Here is a 21418-nt window from a genome sequence, read left to right on the forward strand (position 1 = left end):
TCAGGCGGCTCCGCCCCGATCATGCCGCCCGGCCCGATAACGAACCCTTAAATCCCCGATCAGCCCTTGAAGAGCGACAGGATGATCTGCGGCGACTGGTTGGCGATGGACAGGGCCTGGACGCCCAGCTGCTGCTGCACCTGGAGCGCGGTCAGCCGGGCGCTTTCCTTGGCCATGTCGGCGTCCACCAGATTGCCGATCCCGGCCTCCAGCGCGTCCGACAACTTGCCGACATAGGTGGTGTGGCGTTCGATCTGCTTGGCCTGGGCGCCCAGCTCGGCCAGGCGCGAGCTGCTGGTGGCGATGGCCGCGTTGACCGCCGTCAGGGCCGCGGTCGCATTGGCCTCGCTGGTCAGGCTCGTGCCTGTCAGCGACAGTCCGGCCAGCGTCAGGTTCTGCCGGTCCAGCGAAATGGTTTCGGAGGCGTCGGCGCTGGCCAGGAAGTTCAGCGCGGTCGTGGCGGTCCCATCCAAGATGTTGGAGCCGTCGAAGACGGCGTTGTCGGCGAACGACTGGATCGAGCTCAGAAGCGACTGGAACTCGTCGTTGTAGGAGGTCCGCATCGCCGCGGTGGCGCTGGGATCGGCGGCGGCGGTGGCCTTTTGCTTCAGTTCGACCAGGATGTCGGAAATCTGTTCGCCGGCGGCCAGGGACACGTCGGCGATGGAGGTGGCGCGGTTCAGGCTGGTGGTCACGGCCTCCAGGGAACCGCGATCCGCGCGCTGGCCCTGGGCCACCGCCCAGACGGCGGCGTTGTCCTTGGCGCCCTGCACCTTCAGCCCCGTGTTCACCCGGCTCTGCGTCGAGGCCAACTGATCGTTGGTCCGGTTCAGATTCTGCAGGGCGATCATCGCCGAGGTATTGGTGTGGATGCTGGTGGTCATGGCTTCAAGCCCCGGACGTTCTGTTCCGTGCACTATTAACCATGAGTCGTGAGCGGAGGGTTAACGCGCCGGAAACCATGATCGCGCCGTCCGGCGCGCCGGCGGCGTTGACGAATCCGGGGTCGATCGGACGGCCGTCAGGCCGTGGTGTCGACGATCTTTCCGCCGCGATAGGTGGGATCGGAGGCCAGTTTCTCGACCTCTTCGCGCGGCAGTTGGCGGATGACCTCGCCCGTCACCCGGTCGAGAATCTTGTAGATGAACCGATTGTCGCCCACGGCCTCGATCGTCAGGCGATAGCGGCTGGCGTCGGCGTTGTCGTTGCGGGCTTCGGGCGCGGCGACCTGCGGGGTCGTCGACGCGATCGGCTGGGGTACGCTGGTTACTCTCGCGACATGGTTTGTCATGGCTCCATCGGCGGCCGCGGCCGCGCGCCTCTAAAGGATCGGGGGACGCTCGGACGGGACGGCGGAAGCCGCCCCGTCCGGTCGCCTTAGCGGAACAGGCCCAGCAGGATCGAGCTGGACGAGTTGGCGATGGACAGCGCCTGCACGCCAAGCTGCTGCTTGGTCTGCAGGGCCGTCAGGCGGGCGCTTTCCTTGGCCAAGTCGGCGTCCACCAGGTTGCCGATGCCGGCTTCCAGGGCGTCCTGGAGCTTGCCGACGTAGGCGATCTGACGCCCCACCGACTTGGACTGGGTGCCCAGCGTCGCCAGGTCCGAGGTCACGGACTTGATGGCGGCGTCCACCTTGGTCGAGAAGGCGGCGGCGGCGGCGGCGTTGGCAGGGGCGGTCGCGGTCGCGGTGATGTCGGTGATCGCCGTGGCGGCCGCCTTGTCCACCGTGCCGAAACCGATCTGGTAGGTGTTGCCGGTCGCGGCCGTCGAGGTCGTCACGTTCGTCGCCGTGGTGGTGTTCCACAGGTTCACGCCGTCGAAGCTGGCGCCTTTCAGCGCCGCGTCGACTTCCTTGCCCAGGGCGTTCCAGTCGGCCAGATAGGCCGCCTGGGCGTCGCCGGTCGAGGAGGCGATGTTGACCGCCAGGGCCTTCATCTCTTCCAGGGCCGATGTCGCCGTGTCGCCCGCCGCCAGGGCGACATCGATGATCGACTGACCCCGTTGCAGCGAATTACGCACAGCGTCCTGAGCGCCCATGTTGGCCCGCTGGCTGGTGGCGATGGCGAAGATGGCGCCATTGTCCTTGGCCGAGGAGACCTTCATCCCGGTGTTGATCCGGTTCTGAGCAGTCTCCAGCTGGGCGTTGGTCTTGTTCAGGCTCTGCAGGGCGACCGCAGCGCCGTAGTTGGTGTTGATGCTGTTAGCCATTTTGGCTGTCCTTCTTCACTTCGTGATGGCCGACGCCGTTTTGGCGACGGGAGCGTTTTGCTCGGTGTTGGCGGACGGACGGAGCCGCCCCCCGGTTAAGAAGCCTTGGCGCGACCCGCCGAAACGGGCTCACGCCTCCGGGCCTCAGCGGAATAGGCTCAGCAGGATCGAGCTGGACGAGTTGGCGATGGACAGCGCCTGCACGCCAAGCTGCTGCTTGGTCTGAAGCGCGGTCAGCTTGGCGCTTTCCTTGGCCAGGTCGGCGTCCACCAGGTTGCCGATGCCGGCTTCCGTGGCGTCCTGCAGTTTGTTGACGAAGGTGATCTGACGACCGACCGACTTGGACTGGGTGCCCAGGGTCGCCAGGCTGTCCGTGACTTTCTTGATGGCGGCGTCGACGTTCGCCACCGTCGCATTGGCGGCGGTGACGGCGCCGGTGTTGACGGCGGTCAGGGTCGCATCGGCCGACGGCGCGGCGGCGAAGCCGATGCCGTAGGTTCCACCCGACGTGTTGGTCGTCAGATTGGTGAGGGCGGCCGTGGTCCACAGGTTGACGCCGTCGAAGCTGGCGCCCGACAGGGCCGAGGCCACCTCCTTGCCCAGGGCGTTGTAGTCGGCCACGTAGGCCACTTGGGCGTCGCCGGTCGAGGAGGCGATGTTGACCGCCAGGGCTTTCATCTCTTCCAGGGCCGAGGTCGCCGTGTCGCCCGCCGCCAGGGCCACGTCGACGATGGACTGGCCGCGTTGCAGCGAGTTCTTGACCGCATCCATCGCGCCCATGTTGGCGCGCTGGGTCGTGGCGATGGCGAAGATGGCGCCGTTGTCCTTGGCCGAGGACACCTTCATCCCCGTGTTCACCCGGTTCTGGGTCGTCTCCAGGGCGGCGTTGGTCTTGTTCAGGTTTTGCAGCGCGATGGCCGCGCCATAGTTGGTGTTGATGCTGTTCGCCATTTTGGCAGGTCCTTCACTTCGGTGACGTCCGGCGACGTTTTGTCGCCAGGAGCTTTTTGCTCGGTGGGTAAGAAGCAATTGCCGGGCCGCGAGCATGGACCGACAAATTTCATAAGCTACTGTTTTTGCTAGTTAACCTTTGATTTACCGTCCTTCCTGCCCGGCAGAAGTTGCCGAGGCGAGCCGCACCGCCCGGCAGGATTTGCCGAGCGACGGGCGAGGGGTGAGGCGGGAGGCCCGCCATGCTCAGGCCGTCCGCGTCGGATCGCGCCGAGAACCGTCCGCCTTAGCTGCGGAACAGGTTCAGCAGGATCGAGCTGGAGGAGTTGGCGATCGACAGCGCCTGGACGCCAAGCTGCTGCTTGGTCTGAAGCGCGGTCAGCTTGGCGCTTTCCTTGGCCAGGTCGGCGTCGACCAGGTTGCCGATGCCGGCCTCGGTCGCGTCCTGCAGCTTGCCGACGAAGGTCAGTTGGCGGCCCACCGATTTGGACTGGGTGCCCAGGGTCGCCAGGTCGGACGTGATTTCCTTGATGGCGGCGTCGACGATGGCGGTCGTGGCCCCGGCGCGCACGGCCGTGCCGGCCGAGACGGCGGTGACGGCGGCGGCGGCGGCCTTGTCCGTCGTGCCGAAGCCGATCTCATAGGTTCCGCCGCTGACGCTGGTGGTCAGGCTGGTCGCCGTGGTGGTGTTCCACAGGTTGACGCCGTCGAAGCTGGCGCCCTTCAGCGCCTTGTCGATCTCGCCGCCCAGGGCGTTGAAATCCTTCAGATAGGCGGTTTCGGCGTCCGAGCCGGCGACGGACGACTGGATGTTGACCGCCAGCTGTTTCATCTCTTCCAGGGCGGCGGTGACGGTGTCGCCTGCGGCCAGGGCCACATCGACGATGGATTGGCCGCGTTGCAGCGAGTTCTTGACCGCGTCCATGGCGCCCATGTTGGCGCGCTGGGTCGTCGCGATGGCGAAGATCGCGCCGTTGTCCTTGGCGGTGGCCACCTTCATGCCCGTGTTGACACGGTTCTGCGTGCGCTCCAACTGGGCGTTGGTCGCATTGAGGTTCTGCAGCGCGATGGCGGCGCCGTAGTTCGTATTGATGCTGTTAGCCATTTTGGCTGTCCTTTTTCACTTCGTGTGATGTCCGGCGCCATTTTAGCGCCAGGAGCCTTTTGCTCGGTCGGATCAGGAGCAAGGGCGGGGCCAGGTTCGCCAATGGCCCGCGCGCCCGCCCCATCGCTGTTTTCATTGAACTTATCTCGCCGCCCAGCGAGGCGGCCCGGCAAGTCCGACCGCCGGGCGGGCAGAAGTTGCCGAGCCGTTTTTGCAGGGCGCGTCTAGCGCCGGCCGCCCTGCCCGCCCCTGTGGGCGTCCTGCATGGCCCTCTCCGCCAGCAGGGTCTCGACCGCAAGGCGGCGAGCGCCGTCGCAGGCGACGATCTGGGCCCCGCGCAGCACTTAGGCGGCGTCCAGGTCCGCTGTCGTCGGCTCAGCCGGCAGGGTCGCCAGGGCGCAGGAGCGCGTCGCCGCCGGCGGCAGGGCCAGCCGCGGCGGCGCAACCGTCGAGATCGGGGGCGAGCCGGCACAGCTGGCCGTCATGATCGCGCAGGCGAACAGCGCGGCGGGGGTCCAAGGGATGGTCGGCGTCATCGGCGCTCCTGGCCAGGACGACAGCGGCGGCGGTCGCCCGCTCCGCCGTCGTGGCGATGTGTTGATAGTGATCCACGCGCAGCGCCTGAGCCGCCGCGCCTTCGGCCTCCAGCCGCCGGGACTCGGCCTGGGCCGCGGCCGCGACGGACGCCTGGCGCGCCTGATCCCGAGCGGCGGCCAGGCGTTTCCGCTGGAGGTCCAGCGGATCCCAGCGAAAGCCCAGCCCGCCCAGCAGAACGGCCCCCAGCGCCAGCGCCGCCGCGCCCGCCGCCAGCCATCCCAAGAGGGTCGGCGCCCGCGTCGCCGCGCCGCTCATGGAAAGCCCTTTCGGTCCAGTTCGAAATGCGGCCCGTCGCGCAGCGTCTTCCAATCGCCGCCCCAGACCAGGGGCGTCTTCAGATCGACCGCCGCCGCCTTGAACACCTCGGCGATCCGGCCATACAGCGGCCAGTCCCAGCGCACCTGCCCCTCCACCAGGGCGGCGACGTCCACGGCATGGCCGGTCAGGTGACGCGATCTCCGGGTCCGGCTGGCTCCGGCCTTGACCAGAGCCGCCTGACGCGCGGGCGTGCGCAGCCCCTCGGTGATCATGAAATCGACCGGCGAGCGGACGATGGCCGCCTCGACCACGGCGATCAGGGCCGGATGGACGCCCGCCAGACGGGCGCGCGAGCGGGCGGACAGACGAAAGCTCATGGCCGGCCTCCCGGAATCCGCAAGCGCGCATTGGCCGACAGGGCGATCAGCTGCTGCGCCGTCGGCGCGACCAGATAGAGGACCAGGATCAGGGCCAGCAGCCCCATCAGGCCCTCTGCCGTGCGGGGCAGCATCTGCGGCGGCATCCGCCGAACCACCTGCATCAGAAGCACCCATAGTCCGGCGCTGATCGCAAAGGCGTAGAGGCGGCGGTAAAGCCATCGTCCCTCGGCCAGCGGCTTGTGGTTCCGCCCGTTCATCGTTCATCCTCCTCGTCATAGGGGTTGGGGTCGCACCGGCCGTCCCAGCCGGAATGCGCCCGCCATTCGGTGTCGCTGAGACTGTCGGGGGCGTCCCAGGCCTCGTCCTCCAGCACCTCGACCGGCTCGGCCGGATGTCTGCGCCGGCTCATCCGACGGCCGTGATGCGAACCACGCCCCCGGCGCCCGAACCGCCCGCGCCGCCGGCCGTCAGGCCCGCGCCTCCGCCGCCGCCGCCCGCGCCGAAGCCCCCGCCGGGTCCGCCGGCGGCGCCCGTTCCCTCGGCCGAGGCGTTTCCGCCGCCGCCGCCGCCGCCGGCCAGGGACAGGGCCGGGTCGGGAGAGCCGCCCGCCGCGCCCGCTGCGCCGCCCGGCGTCCGCAGCGTGGACCATCCCCCCGCGCCGCCGGTCCCGCCCGCGCGCGCGGCGTCGCCGGCGCTCAGTCCCCCGCCGCCCGCACCGCCGCCTGGACCGTCGGGCTGCTGGGTTTCGCCGCCCCGCCCGCCCGCTGAGGCGATCGCGGACGCCCCGCCCGGATTGCCCGCGGCCAGACCCAGTCCGCCGAGACCGCCTGCCCCCGCCGCGGATGTCCCCGCAGACCCCGCCGATCCGCCGGCCGCGCGCAACAGGACCACGCCGCTCGTCGCAATCCGGCTCTCGCCGCCCGCGCCCTGGCCGCCCGCGCCCACCATGATGGAAAGGCCGCCTTCCAATTCCTCGGCCGCCCATTGTCCCCTGCTGATCCCGCCTGCCCCGCCGCCGCCGCCGCCGAAGCGCGCCGTTCCGGCCGGGCCGGACGCGCCCGCCCCGCCCGCGCCGCCCCCGCCGATGCAGACCGCCTCGACCCATCGCGCCCAGGCGGGGGGCGCATAGCCGCCGTCGGCGGTCATCAGAACGGTCTGGCGCCGCACCGCGCCTTGATCGAAGACGGCCCGCCCCGTGGCGCGCTCCACGCGCAAGACCGACCGCCAGACGCCCACCTCGTCGCAGGTCTTCAGCCCCAGGTCGTCCTCGCCGATCAGGCCCAGTTCGGCGCAGGCGGCGTATCCGCTCTGGAACAGCAGCGACAGGACATCGCCGGCCCCGGCCTTGTTGAAGGTCAGCCGCAGGTCGCCGTCCCCGCCTTCCGCCACGCCCCGGGCCGTGAACAGGGCGGCGTTCAGCTTGGCCGACAGGGGATTGGCCGCGTCCGCCGTCGTCCCCAGCCCCAGCCGCTCCAACCCCTGCGCCTCGCCCAGAACGGCGCCCAGCGGCGTCCAGCCCGCTTCGCCTCGAACCCAGACGGCCGGAACGTCCAGCACCAGGGCGACCAGGCCCGGCGGCGTCGGCACGGCGGTCCAGCCGCCCGCCTCGAACCGCATCAGATCGCCCTCGGACCGCCCCGCCCAGTCCGAACCCTCCGCCTCCGCCGGCAGGATGTAGAGGTCGCCGTCGGCGGGCTCGGCGGGCTGCATCGCCGTCGTTCGGCTGACCGCCGCCGTCTGCAACAGGGCGTCCAGCCGGGTCAGGGCCGTGTTCAGGGTCACGTGTTTCTGCATCTGCCCCGCCGCCAGATAGGGCAGGGCCAGACGCGCGCTGAAATCGTCGCTCATGGGGATCTCCGTTGTCGTCGGAGATCAGTCTGGACGCGCCGCGTCCTCAGGCCGGAAGATGGTCGCTGGTCGACCTCAACTGCTTGTTTTCAGACGGGTTCGATCCGCCCGATAGGATGGAGAGCCGGCGCCGACCCTCCTATTTCAGTCGTGCAGATAGACGATCCGCTTCAGCGCCTCGTCGGCCTGGACCGTGGCTTCGTGGCGCGCGTGATCGCCGCTGGCGCGGGCGTTGGCCTCGCTGTCCTCGACCCAGTGGGTGGTCTCGATGTGTTTCTGCAGCGCGCGCGCCGCCATCAACTGCCCCGGAAAGAAGGTGTCCACCAGATCGCCGGCGATGGGCACCGTGCCCGTCGCCGTATCGACGGCCATATAGGCGCCCATCCGCGCCAGGGTCGCCGGCGTCGCCCTGGCCCGCACGGCCTGAAGCATCAGCCAGCCGCCGGTGCCGACCGTATAGGCCGTGCCCACCACCGGAACCCAGGTCAGCAGCGCATCCAGACCCATGCCGAACGGCCCGATGCCGATGACCCGGTCGGACAGCTTCTTGACGCCCTCGACATTGGACCAGATGTTTTCGATATCGCGGATCGACCGTGCGGCCATGTGGCCCTCCAAGCGTCGCCTTAACGCGGGACGACGCGCCCTTGTTCAATCCGAAAGGTCGGTGCGCCGATGTCCCTGTTCAAGCTGACGGCGAACGTGCTGGCGGGACTGGCCCTGGCGGGGCTGGCGGTGTTCGGCGTCGCGGCCCTTAGCGGGATCGGCCATCGGTGGGTGGACATCCTGGCCCAGTTCGCCGCTCCCGCCCTGCTGGCGGCCGCAGCGACGACCGCCCTGTGCGTGTTGCTGCGGCTTTGGCCGGCGGCGGGCGTGGGCGCGGCCTCCTGCCTGATCCTGGCGCTCGCCGCCTGGCCGCAGTGGACGCCGCCGCGCGGAACGCCTGCGCCGGGCGCGCCCATCGTGCGGCTGTATTCGGCCAATCTTTGGGTCTTCAACACCGACGTGGAGGCCATGCGGCGCTCCATCGCGGCCGCCGACGCCGACATTCTGGTGCTGGTCGAGGTGGGCGACGCGCCGGCCGCCCGGCTGGACGAGCTGCTGGCCGGCTATCCCCACCGCACCGCCGTCGGGCGAAGGCGCGGGCCGGGCGATCACGCCCAGTCCATCGTCGCCTCGCGCTATCCGATATTGCAGCGCCTGCCCGACCGGCCGGACGGGTTAAGCGCCGCCGGGGCCGTGGTCCAGACGCCCATCGGACCGATCGACGTCTTCGCCGTGCATCTGACGCGGCCGTGGCCCTATCAGTATCAATGGGGCCAGATCACCCAGGTCATGGCCCTGACCGAACGGCGGCTGGCGGCGCCGGACAATCCCGTCATCGCCGCCGGGGATTTCAACAGCGTCTCCACCGCCCGCATCGGCAAGCAGATTCAGGCGGACATGAACCTGATCCCCGCGCCCGGCTGGCCCGGCACCTGGCCCAGTCGACTTCCCGCCTTCGCCGGGATCACCATCGACCAGGTCTATCGCTCGCCTGACCTGGCCCTGATCACCCGCCGCCTGGGCCTGGCCACAGGCTCGGACCACCGGCCGGTGATCACCGAGTTCACCCGCGCGGCGAGATAAGCGCCTTCAGCCGCGCCTCATGGCCGTCGACTGGAAAGTCGTCGGCGATCCAGCCGTCCTCGAACGCCTTCAGCAACCGGCCCGTTTCCGGCCCGGGCGGCACGCCCAGCCGCGCCAGGTCGCGCCCGTTGACCGGCGGCCTGGGCGGGGTCCAGTCCGCCGCCAGCGCCCGCAAGGCGTCGCCGTCGCCGCCGCCCGCCGCCTCGGCCCGCGCCAGCCGGTCCTCGAACGCGACCCGCCCCAGCCGATAAAGGGCCGCCCGCGCCTGGGCCGGGGCCATGTCCGGGGCGACGACCGGCCCCTCGGCCACCGCCGCAGTCAGGCGATCCCGATCCGCATTGGACAGGCGCAAGGCCGCCGCCGCAGCCGCCGCCGCCCCGGCGTCGGCCGGCAGCAGGGCCGACAGCCGCAGCACCGGATCCTCCGTCACGTCGCACAGGGCCTGGAACAGCGTCAGCGGCTGAACCTGCGGCAGCACCTGGACCAGCACCCCCGTCTCGTTCATCGCCCGCACCGCCGGACGCGGATCGGGCGCGGCCAGCAGTTTCAGCAGTTCCTTGGACACCCGCTCGGCCGACAGCTGCGCCATGCCGTCCTTCAGGGCCGCGCAGGCCGCCAGGCCCGCCGCGTCCGGCGCGCCCCGTCCGTACCAGGCGTAGAACCGGAAGAAGCGCAGGATGCGCAGATAGTCCTCGCGGATGCGGGTCTCGGCCTGGCCCACGAAGACGATCCGTCCCGCCGCCGCATCCGCCAGCCCCCCGCCGGTCGGATCGAACACCCGCCCCTCGGCGTCGGCATAGAGGGCGTTCAGGCGGAAATCGCGCCGGGCGGCGTCCTCGGCCCAGTCCTGGGTGAAGGCGACCACGGCCCGGCGGCCGTCGGTCTCCACGTCCCGGCGCAGGGTGGTGATCTCGTACGGGCGGCGTTCCGACACCCCCGTCACCGTGCCGTGCTCCACCCCGGTCGGCACGGCCTTCAGGCCCGCCGCCTTCAGGGCCGCCATTGTCCGATCGGGCGTCAGAAGGGTGGCGATGTCGATGTCGTCGACCGGCTGGCCCAGCAGGCTGTTCCTGACGCAGCCTCCGACGAAGCGCGCGCAGCCCGGCCCGCCCGCCGCCTCGAGCGCCGTCATCACCGCGCGGGTGGCCGACGCCTCCAGCCACGGCTGGCCGCGCATGGAAAGCGTCACGCCGCATCCTCGTCGGCGGCGGCGGCCGGATGGGCCTCGTCGCCGTACAGCCGGGCGTGCAGACCCTTCAGAATGCCCGCCGTCACGCCCCAGATGTAGCGTTCACCCCACGGCATGGCCCAGAACCAGCGCCGCAGCCCCTCGTCCAGGTCATAGAAATCGCGGCGATGGTTGGCCGCATCCATCAGAAAGTCCCACGGCGTCTCGAACACCTCCGCCACCTCGTCCGGCGATGGCGTCACGACCGGCGCCGCGTCCAGCCAGCCGATCACCGGCGTCACCAGAAATCCCGTGCCGGTCTCATAGGCGTCGGACAGGCCCAGCACCTGGACGGCGGACGGGTTCAGGGCCACCTCCTCGTCCGCCTCGCGCAGCGCCGCCTGGACCGCGTTTTCGCCGGGGTCCAGCCGGCCGCCGGGAAAGGCGATCTGGCCGGTGTGGCGCGCCAGGGTGTCCGCCCGGCGGGTCAGCAGCACCGTCGCCCCTTCGGGCCGCGCCACCACGGGGATCAGCACCGCCGCCGGCCGAAGATCGGTCGTCAGACGCGCGCTGCCGGGATTCAGGTCGTAGTCGGATCGGCCCGGCTTCAGCCCCGGACGCCAGTTTTCGGCGGGGACCAGGCGCCGGGCCAAGCGCGTCTTCAGCGTCTCCAGGCTCACGCCACGGCTCCAAGCGGGAAGGCCTGGCCGCCCGAGCGCACGACCAACTGGCCGTCGACCTCCTCGGCCATCTCGACCAGTTCGTAGAACACGGGCCGCGCGATGCGCGCCCACAGGTCGCGGCGCACATGGATGCGGGGCGCGGGCTCGCCCGTGATCGGATCGGTCTGCACTATGATGGGATCGTCGGGACCGGCGCGCACCTCGTCGCCCACATCGGTCACGAAGATCAGGTCATCCCCCTCGCGCCCCAGGCTCACGGCGCGGAACGGCAGGTCCTCGACCCGGATCCTCAACTTCTCGACCGGCGTGACCAGGTGATAGCCGTCGGGGTCTTTCCTCAGAACGGTCGAGAACAGCCGCACCAGTTCCTTGCGGGCGATGGGCGAACCCTCGTGCATCCAGACCCCGTCGCGCCGGATGACGATGTCGATCTCGCCGCAATGATCCGGGTTCCACAGATGGACCGGCGGCAGGCCCCGCCGCGTGGAGTCCCTGGGGAGTCCCTGGGGGCCTGTTTCGCCGCCTGGGCCAGGGCGTTCAGCCCGTCATTCGATGCCTCGTCGACCATCACGAAGACTTAGGCGCGCCGGATCGGTTCGTCACCTGTCCAGCGCGCCTCTGGCCGAAAGTCGATCAGAACTTCCGGCCGAAGCCGACGGACACGACCCAGGGGTCCAGGTCCACGTCGCTTTTCAGCGCGCCGTCGTTGATGTCGGCGTCGGTATTGAACCAGACCTTCTTGACATCGACGTTCAGGCTCCACGGCCCCTTGACGCCGATGTCGGCGCCCGCCTGCAAGGCGTACCCGAAGCCGTCGTCCAGCTTGACCTTGAAGTTGTTCTTATCCTCGCCGTTGAAGAAGACCATGTAGTTCACGCCCGCCCCGACATAGGGGCTGAAGCGGCCTTCGGTCAGCGGACGGTACTGCAGGGTCACGACCGGCGGCAGGACCCAGGTTTCGTGCACGGCGACATCCGTCGCGCCGCCCTGGGCGCGGATCTCATGCTGGGTCGCGCCCAGAATGGCCTCCACCGCCAGATGATCGGTCAGGAAATAGGTGAAGCCCAGGGTCGGCATGACGCTGTCGCCCACATCGACGTGCAGGCCGCTGTCCGCGCCGGCCGCCGTGGTGACGGCGTCGTCGGCCTGGGAGAAGACATCGGTCACGCGGCCGGTGACGATCCAGTCGCCGGCGCGCGGCGCGGTCCAGGCGTCTGCGGTCGAGCCGGCGGCGCTCTGGGCCAGAACCGGCGTGCCGACGGCGGCCGCGGCGATGGCGACCAGGGTGGCGAACTTATAGGCTTTCACTTCGGTTATCCCCGACGTCCAGGCCGCCTGATGCGGCCGCTCTTCGGCGTCGGGGGCGTGATGCGCGCTGCGGAGCCAGGCCGCCTTGATCCAGCGCAAAAAGTCTTATCGCGCGATCGCCGCCCCGCCGGACGCGACCGTCACGCCCGTCGCCAGCCAAAGGACCCGCCCGCGGTCCACCGGGCCGGGCAGCACGACTTGGGGCGCAGGGACGAAGCCGAACCGCTCGAAATAGGCCCGGTCGCCGACCAGCAGGACGCCCCCGATCTCGCCCCGGCCGCGGGCGTGATCCAGGCAAGCTTGGACCAATTCGGCGCCCAGGCCGTCGCTGCGGCGCCCGGCGTCCACCGCGATGGGACCCAGGAACAGGGCCGGCGTCCGGCCGACGACGACAGGCCACAGCCGCACCGCGCCGATCACCCGTCCGTTCAGGCGGGCCACGAAACCGGCGGTCGGTTTCGATCCTTCGCGCAGCCGCTCGGCCGTCTTGGCGAATCGTCCCGGCCCGAAGGCGGCCATGACCAGCGCCTCCACGCCTTCGGCGTCGGCCGGGGTCTCGGCTTCGATACGGCTGACGACCGCGGGCATCACCAGGGCGTGCGACATGGGGCGCGCACCTAGAAGCAAAGCCGCGCCAAATCAAGGCGCGGTCTCGTGACGGTCAGCCGATCTTGGAAAAGTCCGGCGCGCGTTTCTGGGTGAAGGCGGTGAAGGCCTCCATCGCCTCGGGGCTTCGCATCTGCGATCCGAAGGCCTCGCCCTCGCGCTGCATCAGCGCCCAAAGCCCCTCGGCGTCGCGCATCAGCCGCTTGGTCTTGCGGATCGAGTTCGGGGCGCGGGCCGCCACCTTGGCCGCCAGGTCCGCCGCCGTCGCCTCGACCTCGCCGGCCGGGACCGCGCGATTGGCCAGGCCCCAGGCCAGGGCCGTCCTGCCGTCCAGCGGCTCGCCCAGGGCGAACAGTTCGAACGCCCGCTGATGCCCGATCGCGGCCGGCAGCAGCAGGCTGGACGCCGCCTCGGGCGCCAGGGCCAGGTTGACGAAGGGCACGGACAACAGGGCGTCCTCGGCCGCCACCACCAGGTCGCAGTGCAGCAGCATGGTCAGGCCGATCCCGACCGCCCGGCCCTTCACCGCCGCCACCGCCGGCTTGTCCAGGTCCGCCAGCGCCTTCAGGAAGCGGAACACGGCCATCTCGCCCGGTCCCGCGCCCTGCGAGCCCAGGGCGATGAAGTCGCCGATGTCGTTGCCGGCCGAGAAGTTGTCGCCCTCGGCGCGCAACAGCAGCACCCGCACCGCCTCGTCGGTCCGCGCCCGCTCGGTCGCCTCGGCCATGGCCGAATACATGGCCTGGGTGATGGCGTTCTTCTTGTCGGCCCTGTCCATCGTCAGGGTCAGCACGCCGTCGGTCAGCTCTGTGCGGATATGGTCGCTCATATCGTTTCCTCGTCCTGTTCGACGGCGGTCCACCAATCGACGCCGTTCTCGTCGCGCGTCCGCCGGGCGCGGCCGCGTCGTTCCAGATAGTTCAGATGCGCCTGGGCCTCGCCGGTGGCCATGCCCAGGACGCCGTCGCCGACCGCCCGACCGAACACGGCCGAGAAGCCGTCGATCACCCTAGAGGGTTGACGCAACGTCCGCTCAAGCCGTTTCAGCGCCGTCTCGTGCCCGCGCTTCAGCGCCTCCAGCCGGGCGTGCGCCCCATGGAACGGCTCGCCGTGCGCCGGCAGGATCAGGGCGCCGTCAGGCAGCAGGCCGCGCAGCCGGTCCAGCGAGGCCATCCAGTCGCCCAGCGGGTCGGCCAGCGGCTCGGTGGGCCAGACCGACACATTGGACGAGATGCGCGGCAGAATCTGATCCCCGGCCAGGAACACGTCGTCCGACCGCCGCCACAGGCAGACGTGTTCGGGGCTGTGGCCCGATCCGACCGCCACGGTCCAGTCGTCCCCGCCGATCCCGATCACGTCGCCGTCCGACAGCCGGCGATAGCTGCGCGGCATCGGCGCGACGCCCTTGCCGAACCCGCCGTAATCCGCCCGCCACCGCGCGATCTGTTCCTCCGTCCAGCCGGCGGCGCGGAAGAACGCCGCCCCATCCTCGGGCGCATCGCCGGCCTCTTCGGCCGCCAGCATCCGCGCCGACACATATTCCAGCCGCGACATCCACAACGGCGCGCCCGATCGTTCGCACAGCCAGCCGGCCAGGCCGATATGGTCGGGGTGCATATGGGTGCAGACCAGCCGCGTGATCGGACGCCCCTCCAGCGGTCCCGCCAGCGCCGCCTCCCAGGCCGCGACCGTATCCGGCGTCCGCAAACCCGTATCGACCAGCGTCCAGCCGTCCCCGTCGCGCACCGCATAGGCGTTCACGTGATCCAGCTGGAACGGCAGGGCGAACCGCAACCACAACACGCCCGGCGCGACTTCCACGGCGTCTCCCGGCGCCGGCGCGCGGTCGAACGGATAGGTCAGCCCCCGCGCATCCCTCGCCCCAGCCGCAGCGCCCTCGTCCGCCAAGTCCGTCTCCTATCGCAACGCGGGGAGTTGTAGTCCGGTGTGAACGGCCGCGTCCACACCCGCCTTGACCCTGACCCAATAGCCGGTCACGAAGTCAGCCAGTTTCAGAAACACAGGTGTTTCCCCATGAAATCCCGCCTTGTCTCCGCGTTCGCAGCGCTTCTGTTCGGTGCGGCGATCGCCGCCCCGGCCATGGCGCAGGACGGCGGCCCCCGTCCGTCCGGCTCGCAGAACATGGACACGCCTGCCCAGGCCGTGTCGCCTTCGCGCCTGAGACCGCGCAACAACGAGCAGCGTCGCGACCGTGCGCCGGCCGCTCCCACGGCTGAGCAGGTCCTGGCCGCCGCCCAGGAGCAGATGAATCAGACCAGGACCGGCTGCCAGGTCAGCGAAGCCAAGCTGCTGGGCGCGACGGCCGCCGGGACCAGCGTGTACGAAGTCGCCTGCGGCTCGGCGCCCGGCTATGTCGTGGAGACCAAGACCCCGCCCGAGGCCGCGAGCTGCATCATCCTGGCCCACTCGGCCGAGCAGCGCCGCGCGGCCGATCCGGCCGCCGATGTCGGAACCCAATGCACCCTCGCCGCCAACGCCGACACGCAGAAGTTCCTGCGCGCCTACGCCACGCAGGCGGGCGTGCCCTGCGCCGTCGATCAGGCCAAGGTTCTGGGCCAGTCCGGCGACGGCGCGATCGTCTATGAGATCGGCTGTTCGGACGCGGCCGGCTATTGGATCAAGCAGGAGGCCGGCGCCTGGACCAAGACCCCCTGCATCCAGGTTCTGGCCGAAAACGGGAAGTGCGACTTCACCACGACCGCCGAGAACGCCGGCTATGTGAAGACCCTGCTGGCCGGTTCCGAAGCCGCCTCCTGCAATGTCGTCGAAGCCCGCCTGATGGGCCGCAACGCCAACGGCGTCTTCTATGAGGCCAAATGCGACGGCGCCGACGGCGTCATCGCCCGCCTGAACGCCGAGAACGCGGTGCAGCAAATCTACCCCTGCGCCACCGCTCAGCAGATCGGCGGCGGCTGCAAACTGACCGCGGCCCCGACCGCCGCCGCGCCCGCCCCCGCCGGCGGCCGTCCCTGACCGACCTTATAGGTCCGGGCGGAAGGCCGTCGGAGCGATCCGGCGGCCTTTTCTTTTGAACGACGGTCTTTTCCGAACGCGAGACGCGGCCTAGCCTTCCCCTCATGCGCATCGCCACCTGGAACGTGAACTCGGTCAACGCCCGCCTGCCCACCGTGCTGGCCTGGCTGGAGCAGGCCGCCCCCGACGTCGCCTGTTTCCAGGAGATCAAATGCGTGGACGAGAAATTCCCGCGCGAGGCCTTCGAGAGCCTGGGCTACAATGTCGAGACCCACGGCCAGAAGAGCTACAACGGCGTCGCCCTGCTGTCGAAATATCCGCTGTCCGACATCCGGCGCGGCCTGCCCGGCGACGAGACGGACGAACAGGCCCGCTATATCGAGGCCGTGGTCGAGGCCCCCCGCCCCATCCGCGTCGCCGCCCTCTATCTGCCGAACGGCAATCCGATCGGGACGGAGAAGTTCGACTACAAACTGGCCTGGTTCGATCGCCTGAACCGCCACGCCCGGGACCTGCTACGATTCGAGGAGCCGCTGGCCCTGTGCGGCGACTACAATGTCATCCCCGAGCCCGAGGACGCCAGGAACCCCGCCGCCTGGACGGGCGACGCCCTGTTCCAGCCCCAGAGCCGCCAGGCCTTCCGCGCCCTGAAAAACCTGGGTCTGGCCGATGCGCACGAGATCGGCGGCGAACCGGCCGGAACCTACACCTTCTGGGACTATCAGGCCGGCGCCTGGCAGCGCGACCATGGCATTCGCATCGATTTCGCCCTGCTGTCGCCCCAGGCGGCGGATCGTTTTCGCGGCGTCGAAACCCACCGCGACGCCCGCGACATGGACAAGCCCAGCGACCATGTGCCGGTGGTGGTCGAACTCGATCTGGAGGCCTGACGCCGATGGCCGACGTCTTTCGGGTGGTTCTGCTGATCGCCCTGGCGGCGGCCCTGCTGACGACCCTGGCGCTGGCCCTGTCCTGGTGGATGGAGCCGCAGCGCCGCCTGCGCCGCGCCATGCTCAAGGCCCTGGGCGCACCGCCCGAGGTCGAGGCCCAGTCGCCGGGCGAGGGCCGGGCCTGCGCCCTGAACTTCGACGTCGAACAGGTGGTCGTCCTGTGGGCCAACGGCGCCCACGGCCTGGCCTACGCCTTCGACGAGGTGGAGGGCGGCGAGATCATCGTGGACGGCCATGTGGTCGCCCGCATCCGCCGGGGCGAGGCGCGCAAGTCGCTGGACATCCTGGCCCCCGACGCCGAACAGGTGGTCCTGCGCCTGATGTTCGCCGACGCCCGCCATCCCGAGTTCGAACTGGCCCTGTGGGACGCCGCCCTGCCCGTCCAGACCGGATCGCCGGGCGAGGCCCTGCGTCTTGGCCGTCGCTGGCTGTCGCATCTCGAGGCCCTGCTGAAAGGCTGACAGGGACAATCGGCCCCTTTGCGATTATCGCCGGGGAGCGGTAGAAGCCCCCGCTCGTTTCAGTGACACGCCTTTTTACGGGAGGCCGCCTTGGCCCGCCTTTTCGACGCCTATGTCGTCGCCGACTGGACCGCCGCCGAGACCAGGAAGCTGGGCGACGCCTCTCTGTGGATCGGCGTGGCCAAGCGCGACGTGCGGTTCCGCCTCTATGCCGAGACCCACAACGTCGCCACGCGCGCCGAAGGCGAGGCGCTGCTGGCCTCGATCCTGGCCGATCACCGAAAGCGCGGCGACCGGGTTCTCGTCGGGCTGGACTTCAACCTGGGCTTCCCGGTCGGCACGGCCGCGCGTCTGAAGCTGGAGGGGACGTCCGGGCAGGCCCCGTGGCAGCTGATGTGGAAATTCCTCGCCGCCAACATCGTCGACAAGCCCGACAACACCAACAACCGCTATCAGGTCGCGGCCAAGATGAACCGCCTCATGACGGACGAGGCCTGGCCCTTCTGGGGCGCCCCGGCCAAACAGGCGCAGCGCTGGCTGACCACGACCAAGCCGCCCGCAGGGGCCGGCGCCGACATCCCCGAGTTCCGCGCCGCCGAAGACGCCGCCCGCAAGGGCCGCCTTCAGCCCAAGAGCGTCTGGCAGATGCACGGCGCCGGCGCCGTCGGCGGCCAGACCCTGGTCGGCATCCCGGCGGTGCGCCGCCTGCTGGAAAGCCTGGGCCCCTCCGGCGCGGTCTGGCCGTTCGGCACGGGCTGGCGCGAACTGACGCCCGAAGACGTCGAACCATTGTCGGCCCTGGTGGTCGAGGTCTGGCCCTCGATGTTCGAGACCCGGCCGGAACCGGGCGAGTTCAAGGACCAGGCCCAGGTCCGCGCCGCCGCCGAGGCCCTGGCCCGGATGGACGACGCCGGGGACCTGTCCAGGGCCTTCGGCGCGCCCAAGACCGCCACGCCCGACCTGATCGAACAGGTCGAACGGGAAGAAGGCTGGATTCTGGGGGTCTGAGCCGCGCCCCCAGCCTATTCCGAAAGGAAACCCGCCGCCTTTTCAACGCCGTGACGGCGCGACGCCCCTTTCGACCTGACACGCTCCAAAACCGTGCGACACTGGGTTCGTCGACATTCTTGAATACAGGCGTCATTCCGGGGCTGAGCGGAGCGAAAACCCGGAACCCAGGGCCACGGTCGCGCTGTTGACGCATCAATGGCTGATGCTCGCCTCCTGGGTTCCGGGTTCGTCCTTCGGACGCCCCGGAATGACGGTCATGGAATGAATGTCGATCGAACCTGGTCGCCCGGTCTTTGACATTGATGTCCGTCGCAGGATTTCAGACGGCTCACACCATTCAGACGGTGTTTTTCCGCGCCTGACACGGGTCGCCCGGTCTTTGACATTGATGTCCGTCGCAGGATTTCAGACGGTTCACACCATTCAGACGGTGTTTTTCCGCGCCTGACACGGGTCGCCCGGTCTTTGACATTGATGTCCGTCGCAAGATTTCAGACGATTCACACTATTCAGACGGTGTTTTTCCGCGCCTGAGATCGAACCCCAAAGATCGCCCCCCAAAGATCGAGCCAAGGCGCCCCTCGCCCGGCCTGACGGATCGTCCCGGTCCGACCTGACCTAGCCGATCAACGCCCGCGCCGCCGCCCGCGCCTCGTCGGTGATGGCGGCGCCGGACAGCATCCGCGCGATCTCCTCGCGGCGGTGTTCCTCGTCCAGGGCGACGACGGTGGTGGTGGTCAGGCCGTCGGCCTCGGCCTTCCTGACCTTCCAGTGGGCGTGGCCGCGCGCGGCGACCTGGGGGCTGTGGGTCACGACCAGGACCTGGGCGCCGGTCGACAGCCGCTTCAGGCGCGAGCCGACTGCCTCGGCCACCGCGCCGCCCACGCCCTGATCCACCTCGTCGAAGATCATCACCGGCTGGCGCACGTCCTCGCGGCTGGCCAGGGCGGCCTTCATGGCCAGGGCGAAGCGCGCCAGCTCGCCGCCCGAGGCGATGGCGTCCAGCGGGCCGAAGTCGGTTCCGGCGTTGGTGGCGATCTGGAAACGCACGGTCTCCAGCCCTTCCGGTCCCCGCCGTCCCTCGATCCGCTCCAGCGCCACGCGGAACCGCGCCCGCTCCAGCTTCAGCGGCGCCAGTTCGCCCATGACGGCGGCGGTCAGCCGTTCGGCCGTCGCCTCGCGCGCCGAGGTCAGGAACTCGGCCGCCAGATCATAGGCTTCGGCCGCCTGGGCGGCTTCGCGGCCGGCATTGGTCAGGGCCTCCTCGCCGTCCTCGATCAGGCGCAGTTGCTCGCGCAGCCGCACGCGCAGCGTCGGCAGGGCGTCGACGGTGGTGTTCAGCTTGCGCGCCGTCGCGCGCAGGGCGAACAGCCGCTCCTCGGCCTTGTCCAGCCGACCGGGTTCGTAGTCGAAGGCGTCGGCGGCGGCGTCCACGGCCGCGACGGCCTCGGCCGCCTCGACCATGGTGCGGTCGATGGCTTCCACCGCGGCGGACAGTTTCAGGATGACCGGGTGGTCGCCCTCGGCCCCCGCCTGCCCCGCCCGCTGGCGCGCATGTTCGACGGCGCGCAGGGCCGCGCCCAGCTTCTGGCTCAACTTGTCGCCGCCCAGCTGGGTGCGGGCGTCGGCCAGGTCGGCGATGGCCTTTTCCGCCGCGCCCAGCAGGGCCCGTTCCCCGGCCAGCTCCGTCTCCTCGTCGGCGCGGGGGTCCAGCGCGTCGAGTTCGGACAGGTTCAGGGCGATCTCCTCGGCCCGCGCGGCGGCGTCGGCGGCCTGGGCCTTCAGTTCCGCCAGCTTGCCCTCTGCGGCCTTCAGCCGGGTCGCGGCGGCGGCGACGGCCAGAAGCTGGGGCTGCAGCCCGCCATAGGCGTCCAGCGCCGCGCGGTGGGTGCGCCAGTCCAGCAGGCCCACGGTCTCGTGCTGGCCATGCACCTCCACCAGGGCCGCGCCGATCTCGCGCAGGGCCGTGACCCCGGCGGGCTGGTCGTTGACATAGGCCCGGCTGCGGCCGTCCGCGCCCAGGACGCGGCGCAGGATCAGATCCTCCCCCGGCCGCGCCTCGAACCCCTTGTCCGCGATCAGGGCCAGAAGATCGGGATCGTCGGGGGCCGAAAACACCGCCGTCGCCACCGCCTGCCTGGCGCCGCGCCGCACCAGGCCCGCATCGCCCCGTCCGCCCAGCGCCAGGCCCAGGGCGTCCAGAATGATCGACTTGCCCGCCCCCGTCTCGCCGGTCAGCACGGTCAGCCCCGGCTCGACCTCGAGATCGAGCGCATCCACCAGCACGACGTCGCGGATGGACAGGGCGGTCAGCATGGGCGCACGCGATTCGACATCGCCGTCAGTCTAGCGCGGCGGATCAAAGAACAAATCAGGAATTACAGCCCCGACGCGCGCCGCAGGCCTCAGCCCGGAATGAGGCGTTTCAGCCAGCTTTCGCGTTTGCCCTCCGGCGCCTTTTCGGGCGCCTGGCCGTTCTCGGTCAGCAGGGCGTAGGCCTCGGCGTACCAGGGGCTGCCCGGATAGTTGTAGCCCAGGACCGCGCCGTTCCGGGTGGCCTCTTCCTTCAGCCCCAGCTGCAGGTTCACCTCGACCAGCCGATACAGGGCCTCGGGCGTGTGCGAGGTGCGCTGGTAGTCGGGATTGGCGATGACGGCCTTGTAGCGGTTCAGCGCGGCCAGCGGCTGGTTGGCGCGCTGATAGTAGCGGCCGATGTTCATTTCCTTGCCGGCCAGCTGGTCGTTGACCATGTCGATCTTGACCGCGGCGTCCGAGGCGTAGGGCGTGCCCGGATAGCGGCGCGCCACATCCTTCAGACCGGCCAGGGCGGCGGTGGCGTAGCCCTGGTCGCGACCGACGTCGGTGATCTGTTCGAAGTTGCAGACCGCCTTCATGTAGAAGGCGTAGGCCGCCGACGGATTGCCGGGGAACAGCTGGATGAACCGGTCGGCCGCCGCGATGGCGTCGGCGTAGTTGTTGTTCTGATAATAGGCGTAGATCTGCATCAGGATCGACCGACGCGCCCAGTCCGAATAGGGGTGCTGGCGTTCGACTTCCTGGAAATAGTCCACGGCGTCGGACCAGCGGCGCTGCTGCAGGCGGTCGTAACCGGTGTTGTAGAGCGCCTCGACCGGGCGCTCCTCATAGGCCAGACGCGGACGCTTTGTGCCCGAGCAGCCGGAAATCGTCACGGCGGCGAGCGCCGCGGCCATCAGCACCATGCCGGAACGGAACTTAGAAGCGGACAAGGACGACCCCATG

At 70.0% G+C, this 21418-nt stretch carries 25 protein-coding genes; 5 read left to right on the top strand and 20 right to left on the bottom strand.

All coding sequences use genetic code 11. The annotated features are described in order from the left end of the window. Positions 1 to 59 precede the first annotated feature (59 nt). From AC0L6G_RS07440 to AC0L6G_RS07490, 11 genes are all read right to left on the bottom strand, one after another. Positions 60 to 884, bottom strand: a complete 825-nt coding sequence (locus AC0L6G_RS07440; protein ID WP_291535865.1) for a flagellin — start codon at positions 882 to 884, stop codon at positions 60 to 62. Between the two features lie 137 nt (positions 885 to 1021). After that, on the bottom strand, positions 1022 to 1291 hold the full coding sequence (locus tag AC0L6G_RS07445) for a flagellar protein FlaG (RefSeq protein WP_291535864.1): 270 nt from the start codon (positions 1289 to 1291) through the stop codon (positions 1022 to 1024). Between the two features lie 86 nt (positions 1292 to 1377). After that, positions 1378 to 2208, bottom strand: coding sequence for a flagellin (locus AC0L6G_RS07450; RefSeq protein ID WP_291535863.1), 831 nt, complete (start codon positions 2206 to 2208; stop codon positions 1378 to 1380). Positions 2209 to 2352: 144 nt separating this feature from the next. Further along, entirely contained in the window at positions 2353 to 3159 is an 807-nt protein-coding gene (locus AC0L6G_RS07455; RefSeq protein WP_293828813.1) for a flagellin, read from the bottom strand. A gap of 286 nt (positions 3160 to 3445) precedes the next feature. After that, complete coding sequence (locus AC0L6G_RS07460; protein ID WP_291536386.1) at positions 3446 to 4264, bottom strand: flagellin; 819 nt, start codon at positions 4262 to 4264, stop codon at positions 3446 to 3448. A gap of 375 nt (positions 4265 to 4639) precedes the next feature. Next, positions 4640 to 5116 carry a hypothetical protein gene (locus tag AC0L6G_RS07465; protein ID WP_293828815.1) on the bottom strand — a complete coding sequence of 159 codons (477 nt, stop codon included), beginning with the start codon at positions 5114 to 5116 and terminating at the stop codon, positions 4640 to 4642. Beyond that, positions 5113 to 5496, bottom strand: a complete 384-nt coding sequence (locus AC0L6G_RS07470) for a M15 family metallopeptidase (protein WP_293828817.1) — start codon at positions 5494 to 5496, stop codon at positions 5113 to 5115. The genes AC0L6G_RS07465 and AC0L6G_RS07470 overlap by 4 nt, the downstream gene beginning before the upstream one ends. After that, positions 5493 to 5756, bottom strand: a complete 264-nt coding sequence (locus AC0L6G_RS07475) for a hypothetical protein (RefSeq protein WP_293828819.1) — start codon at positions 5754 to 5756, stop codon at positions 5493 to 5495. The genes AC0L6G_RS07470 and AC0L6G_RS07475 overlap by 4 nt, the downstream gene beginning before the upstream one ends. After that, positions 5753 to 5908 (bottom strand): hypothetical protein, encoded by a 156-nt coding sequence (locus AC0L6G_RS07480; RefSeq protein WP_473253128.1) that lies wholly within the window; start codon positions 5906 to 5908, stop codon positions 5753 to 5755. The genes AC0L6G_RS07475 and AC0L6G_RS07480 overlap by 4 nt, the downstream gene beginning before the upstream one ends. Next, positions 5905 to 7347 (bottom strand): DUF2793 domain-containing protein, encoded by a 1443-nt coding sequence (locus tag AC0L6G_RS07485; protein WP_473253129.1) that lies wholly within the window; start codon positions 7345 to 7347, stop codon positions 5905 to 5907. Before AC0L6G_RS07485 ends, AC0L6G_RS07480 begins: the two co-directional genes overlap by 4 nt. A 144-nt stretch (positions 7348 to 7491) precedes the next feature. Further along, entirely contained in the window at positions 7492 to 7953 is a 462-nt protein-coding gene (locus AC0L6G_RS07490) for a DUF4112 domain-containing protein (protein WP_291536393.1), read from the bottom strand. A 69-nt stretch (positions 7954 to 8022) separates the two neighbouring features. Here AC0L6G_RS07490 and AC0L6G_RS07495 point away from each other — a divergent pair, with 69 nt between their 5' ends. Continuing rightward, positions 8023 to 8976 carry an endonuclease/exonuclease/phosphatase family protein gene (locus AC0L6G_RS07495; RefSeq protein WP_473253130.1) on the top strand — a complete coding sequence of 318 codons (954 nt, stop codon included), beginning with the start codon at positions 8023 to 8025 and terminating at the stop codon, positions 8974 to 8976. Here AC0L6G_RS07495 and AC0L6G_RS07500 read toward each other — a convergent pair. The 7 genes from AC0L6G_RS07500 to AC0L6G_RS07530 all read right to left on the bottom strand — a co-directional run bounded on the left by AC0L6G_RS07500 (position 8957) and on the right by AC0L6G_RS07530 (position 14649). Further along, a complete protein-coding gene (locus AC0L6G_RS07500) occupies positions 8957 to 10165 on the bottom strand; it encodes a CCA tRNA nucleotidyltransferase (RefSeq protein ID WP_473253131.1) in 1209 nt (402 codons plus the stop codon). The two genes, AC0L6G_RS07495 and AC0L6G_RS07500, sit on opposite strands and share 20 nt — an antisense overlap. Next, positions 10162 to 10824 carry a CoA pyrophosphatase gene (locus AC0L6G_RS07505; RefSeq protein ID WP_293827948.1) on the bottom strand — a complete coding sequence of 221 codons (663 nt, stop codon included), beginning with the start codon at positions 10822 to 10824 and terminating at the stop codon, positions 10162 to 10164. The genes AC0L6G_RS07500 and AC0L6G_RS07505 overlap by 4 nt, the downstream gene beginning before the upstream one ends. Then, positions 10821 to 11300, bottom strand: a complete 480-nt coding sequence (locus AC0L6G_RS07510) for a DUF1285 domain-containing protein (protein ID WP_473253222.1) — start codon at positions 11298 to 11300, stop codon at positions 10821 to 10823. The genes AC0L6G_RS07505 and AC0L6G_RS07510 overlap by 4 nt, the downstream gene beginning before the upstream one ends. 160 nt (positions 11301 to 11460) lie before the next feature. After that, positions 11461 to 12135, bottom strand: a complete 675-nt coding sequence (locus AC0L6G_RS07515; protein WP_473253132.1) for an OmpW/AlkL family protein — start codon at positions 12133 to 12135, stop codon at positions 11461 to 11463. A gap of 105 nt (positions 12136 to 12240) precedes the next feature. Beyond that, a complete protein-coding gene (locus AC0L6G_RS07520) occupies positions 12241 to 12741 on the bottom strand; it encodes a GNAT family N-acetyltransferase (protein WP_473253133.1) in 501 nt (166 codons plus the stop codon). Between the two features lie 55 nt (positions 12742 to 12796). Continuing rightward, positions 12797 to 13570, bottom strand: coding sequence for an enoyl-CoA hydratase (locus AC0L6G_RS07525; protein ID WP_291536401.1), 774 nt, complete (start codon positions 13568 to 13570; stop codon positions 12797 to 12799). Next, positions 13567 to 14649 (bottom strand): MBL fold metallo-hydrolase, encoded by a 1083-nt coding sequence (locus AC0L6G_RS07530; RefSeq protein WP_473253134.1) that lies wholly within the window; start codon positions 14647 to 14649, stop codon positions 13567 to 13569. Before AC0L6G_RS07530 ends, AC0L6G_RS07525 begins: the two co-directional genes overlap by 4 nt. 126 nt (positions 14650 to 14775) lie before the next feature. Between AC0L6G_RS07530 and AC0L6G_RS07535 the strand changes: the two genes are divergently transcribed. The 4 genes from AC0L6G_RS07535 (at position 14776) to AC0L6G_RS07550 (ending at position 18154) form a co-directional block, all read left to right on the top strand. Then, positions 14776 to 15735, top strand: coding sequence for a hypothetical protein (locus AC0L6G_RS07535; protein WP_473253135.1), 960 nt, complete (start codon positions 14776 to 14778; stop codon positions 15733 to 15735). 104 nt (positions 15736 to 15839) lie between these two features. After that, on the top strand, positions 15840 to 16625 hold the full coding sequence (gene xth / locus AC0L6G_RS07540) for an exodeoxyribonuclease III (protein ID WP_473253136.1): 786 nt from the start codon (positions 15840 to 15842) through the stop codon (positions 16623 to 16625). 5 nt (positions 16626 to 16630) lie between these two features. Then, positions 16631 to 17146, top strand: coding sequence for a hypothetical protein (locus tag AC0L6G_RS07545; protein ID WP_291536408.1), 516 nt, complete (start codon positions 16631 to 16633; stop codon positions 17144 to 17146). A gap of 90 nt (positions 17147 to 17236) precedes the next feature. Continuing rightward, complete coding sequence (locus tag AC0L6G_RS07550) at positions 17237 to 18154, top strand: cobalamin biosynthesis protein CbiG (protein ID WP_291536410.1); 918 nt, start codon at positions 17237 to 17239, stop codon at positions 18152 to 18154. 621 nt (positions 18155 to 18775) lie between these two features. On the opposite strand, the gene recN is transcribed toward AC0L6G_RS07550, so the two are convergent. Both recN and AC0L6G_RS07560 read right to left on the bottom strand, forming a co-directional pair. Next, positions 18776 to 20473 (bottom strand): DNA repair protein RecN, encoded by a 1698-nt coding sequence (gene recN, locus AC0L6G_RS07555; RefSeq protein ID WP_293827957.1) that lies wholly within the window; start codon positions 20471 to 20473, stop codon positions 18776 to 18778. Between the two features lie 89 nt (positions 20474 to 20562). Further along, entirely contained in the window at positions 20563 to 21417 is an 855-nt protein-coding gene (locus AC0L6G_RS07560) for an outer membrane protein assembly factor BamD (protein ID WP_291536416.1), read from the bottom strand. Position 21418: the final 1 nt, after the last annotated feature.

This window comes from Brevundimonas sp. D3-1P (genome assembly GCF_055809335.1).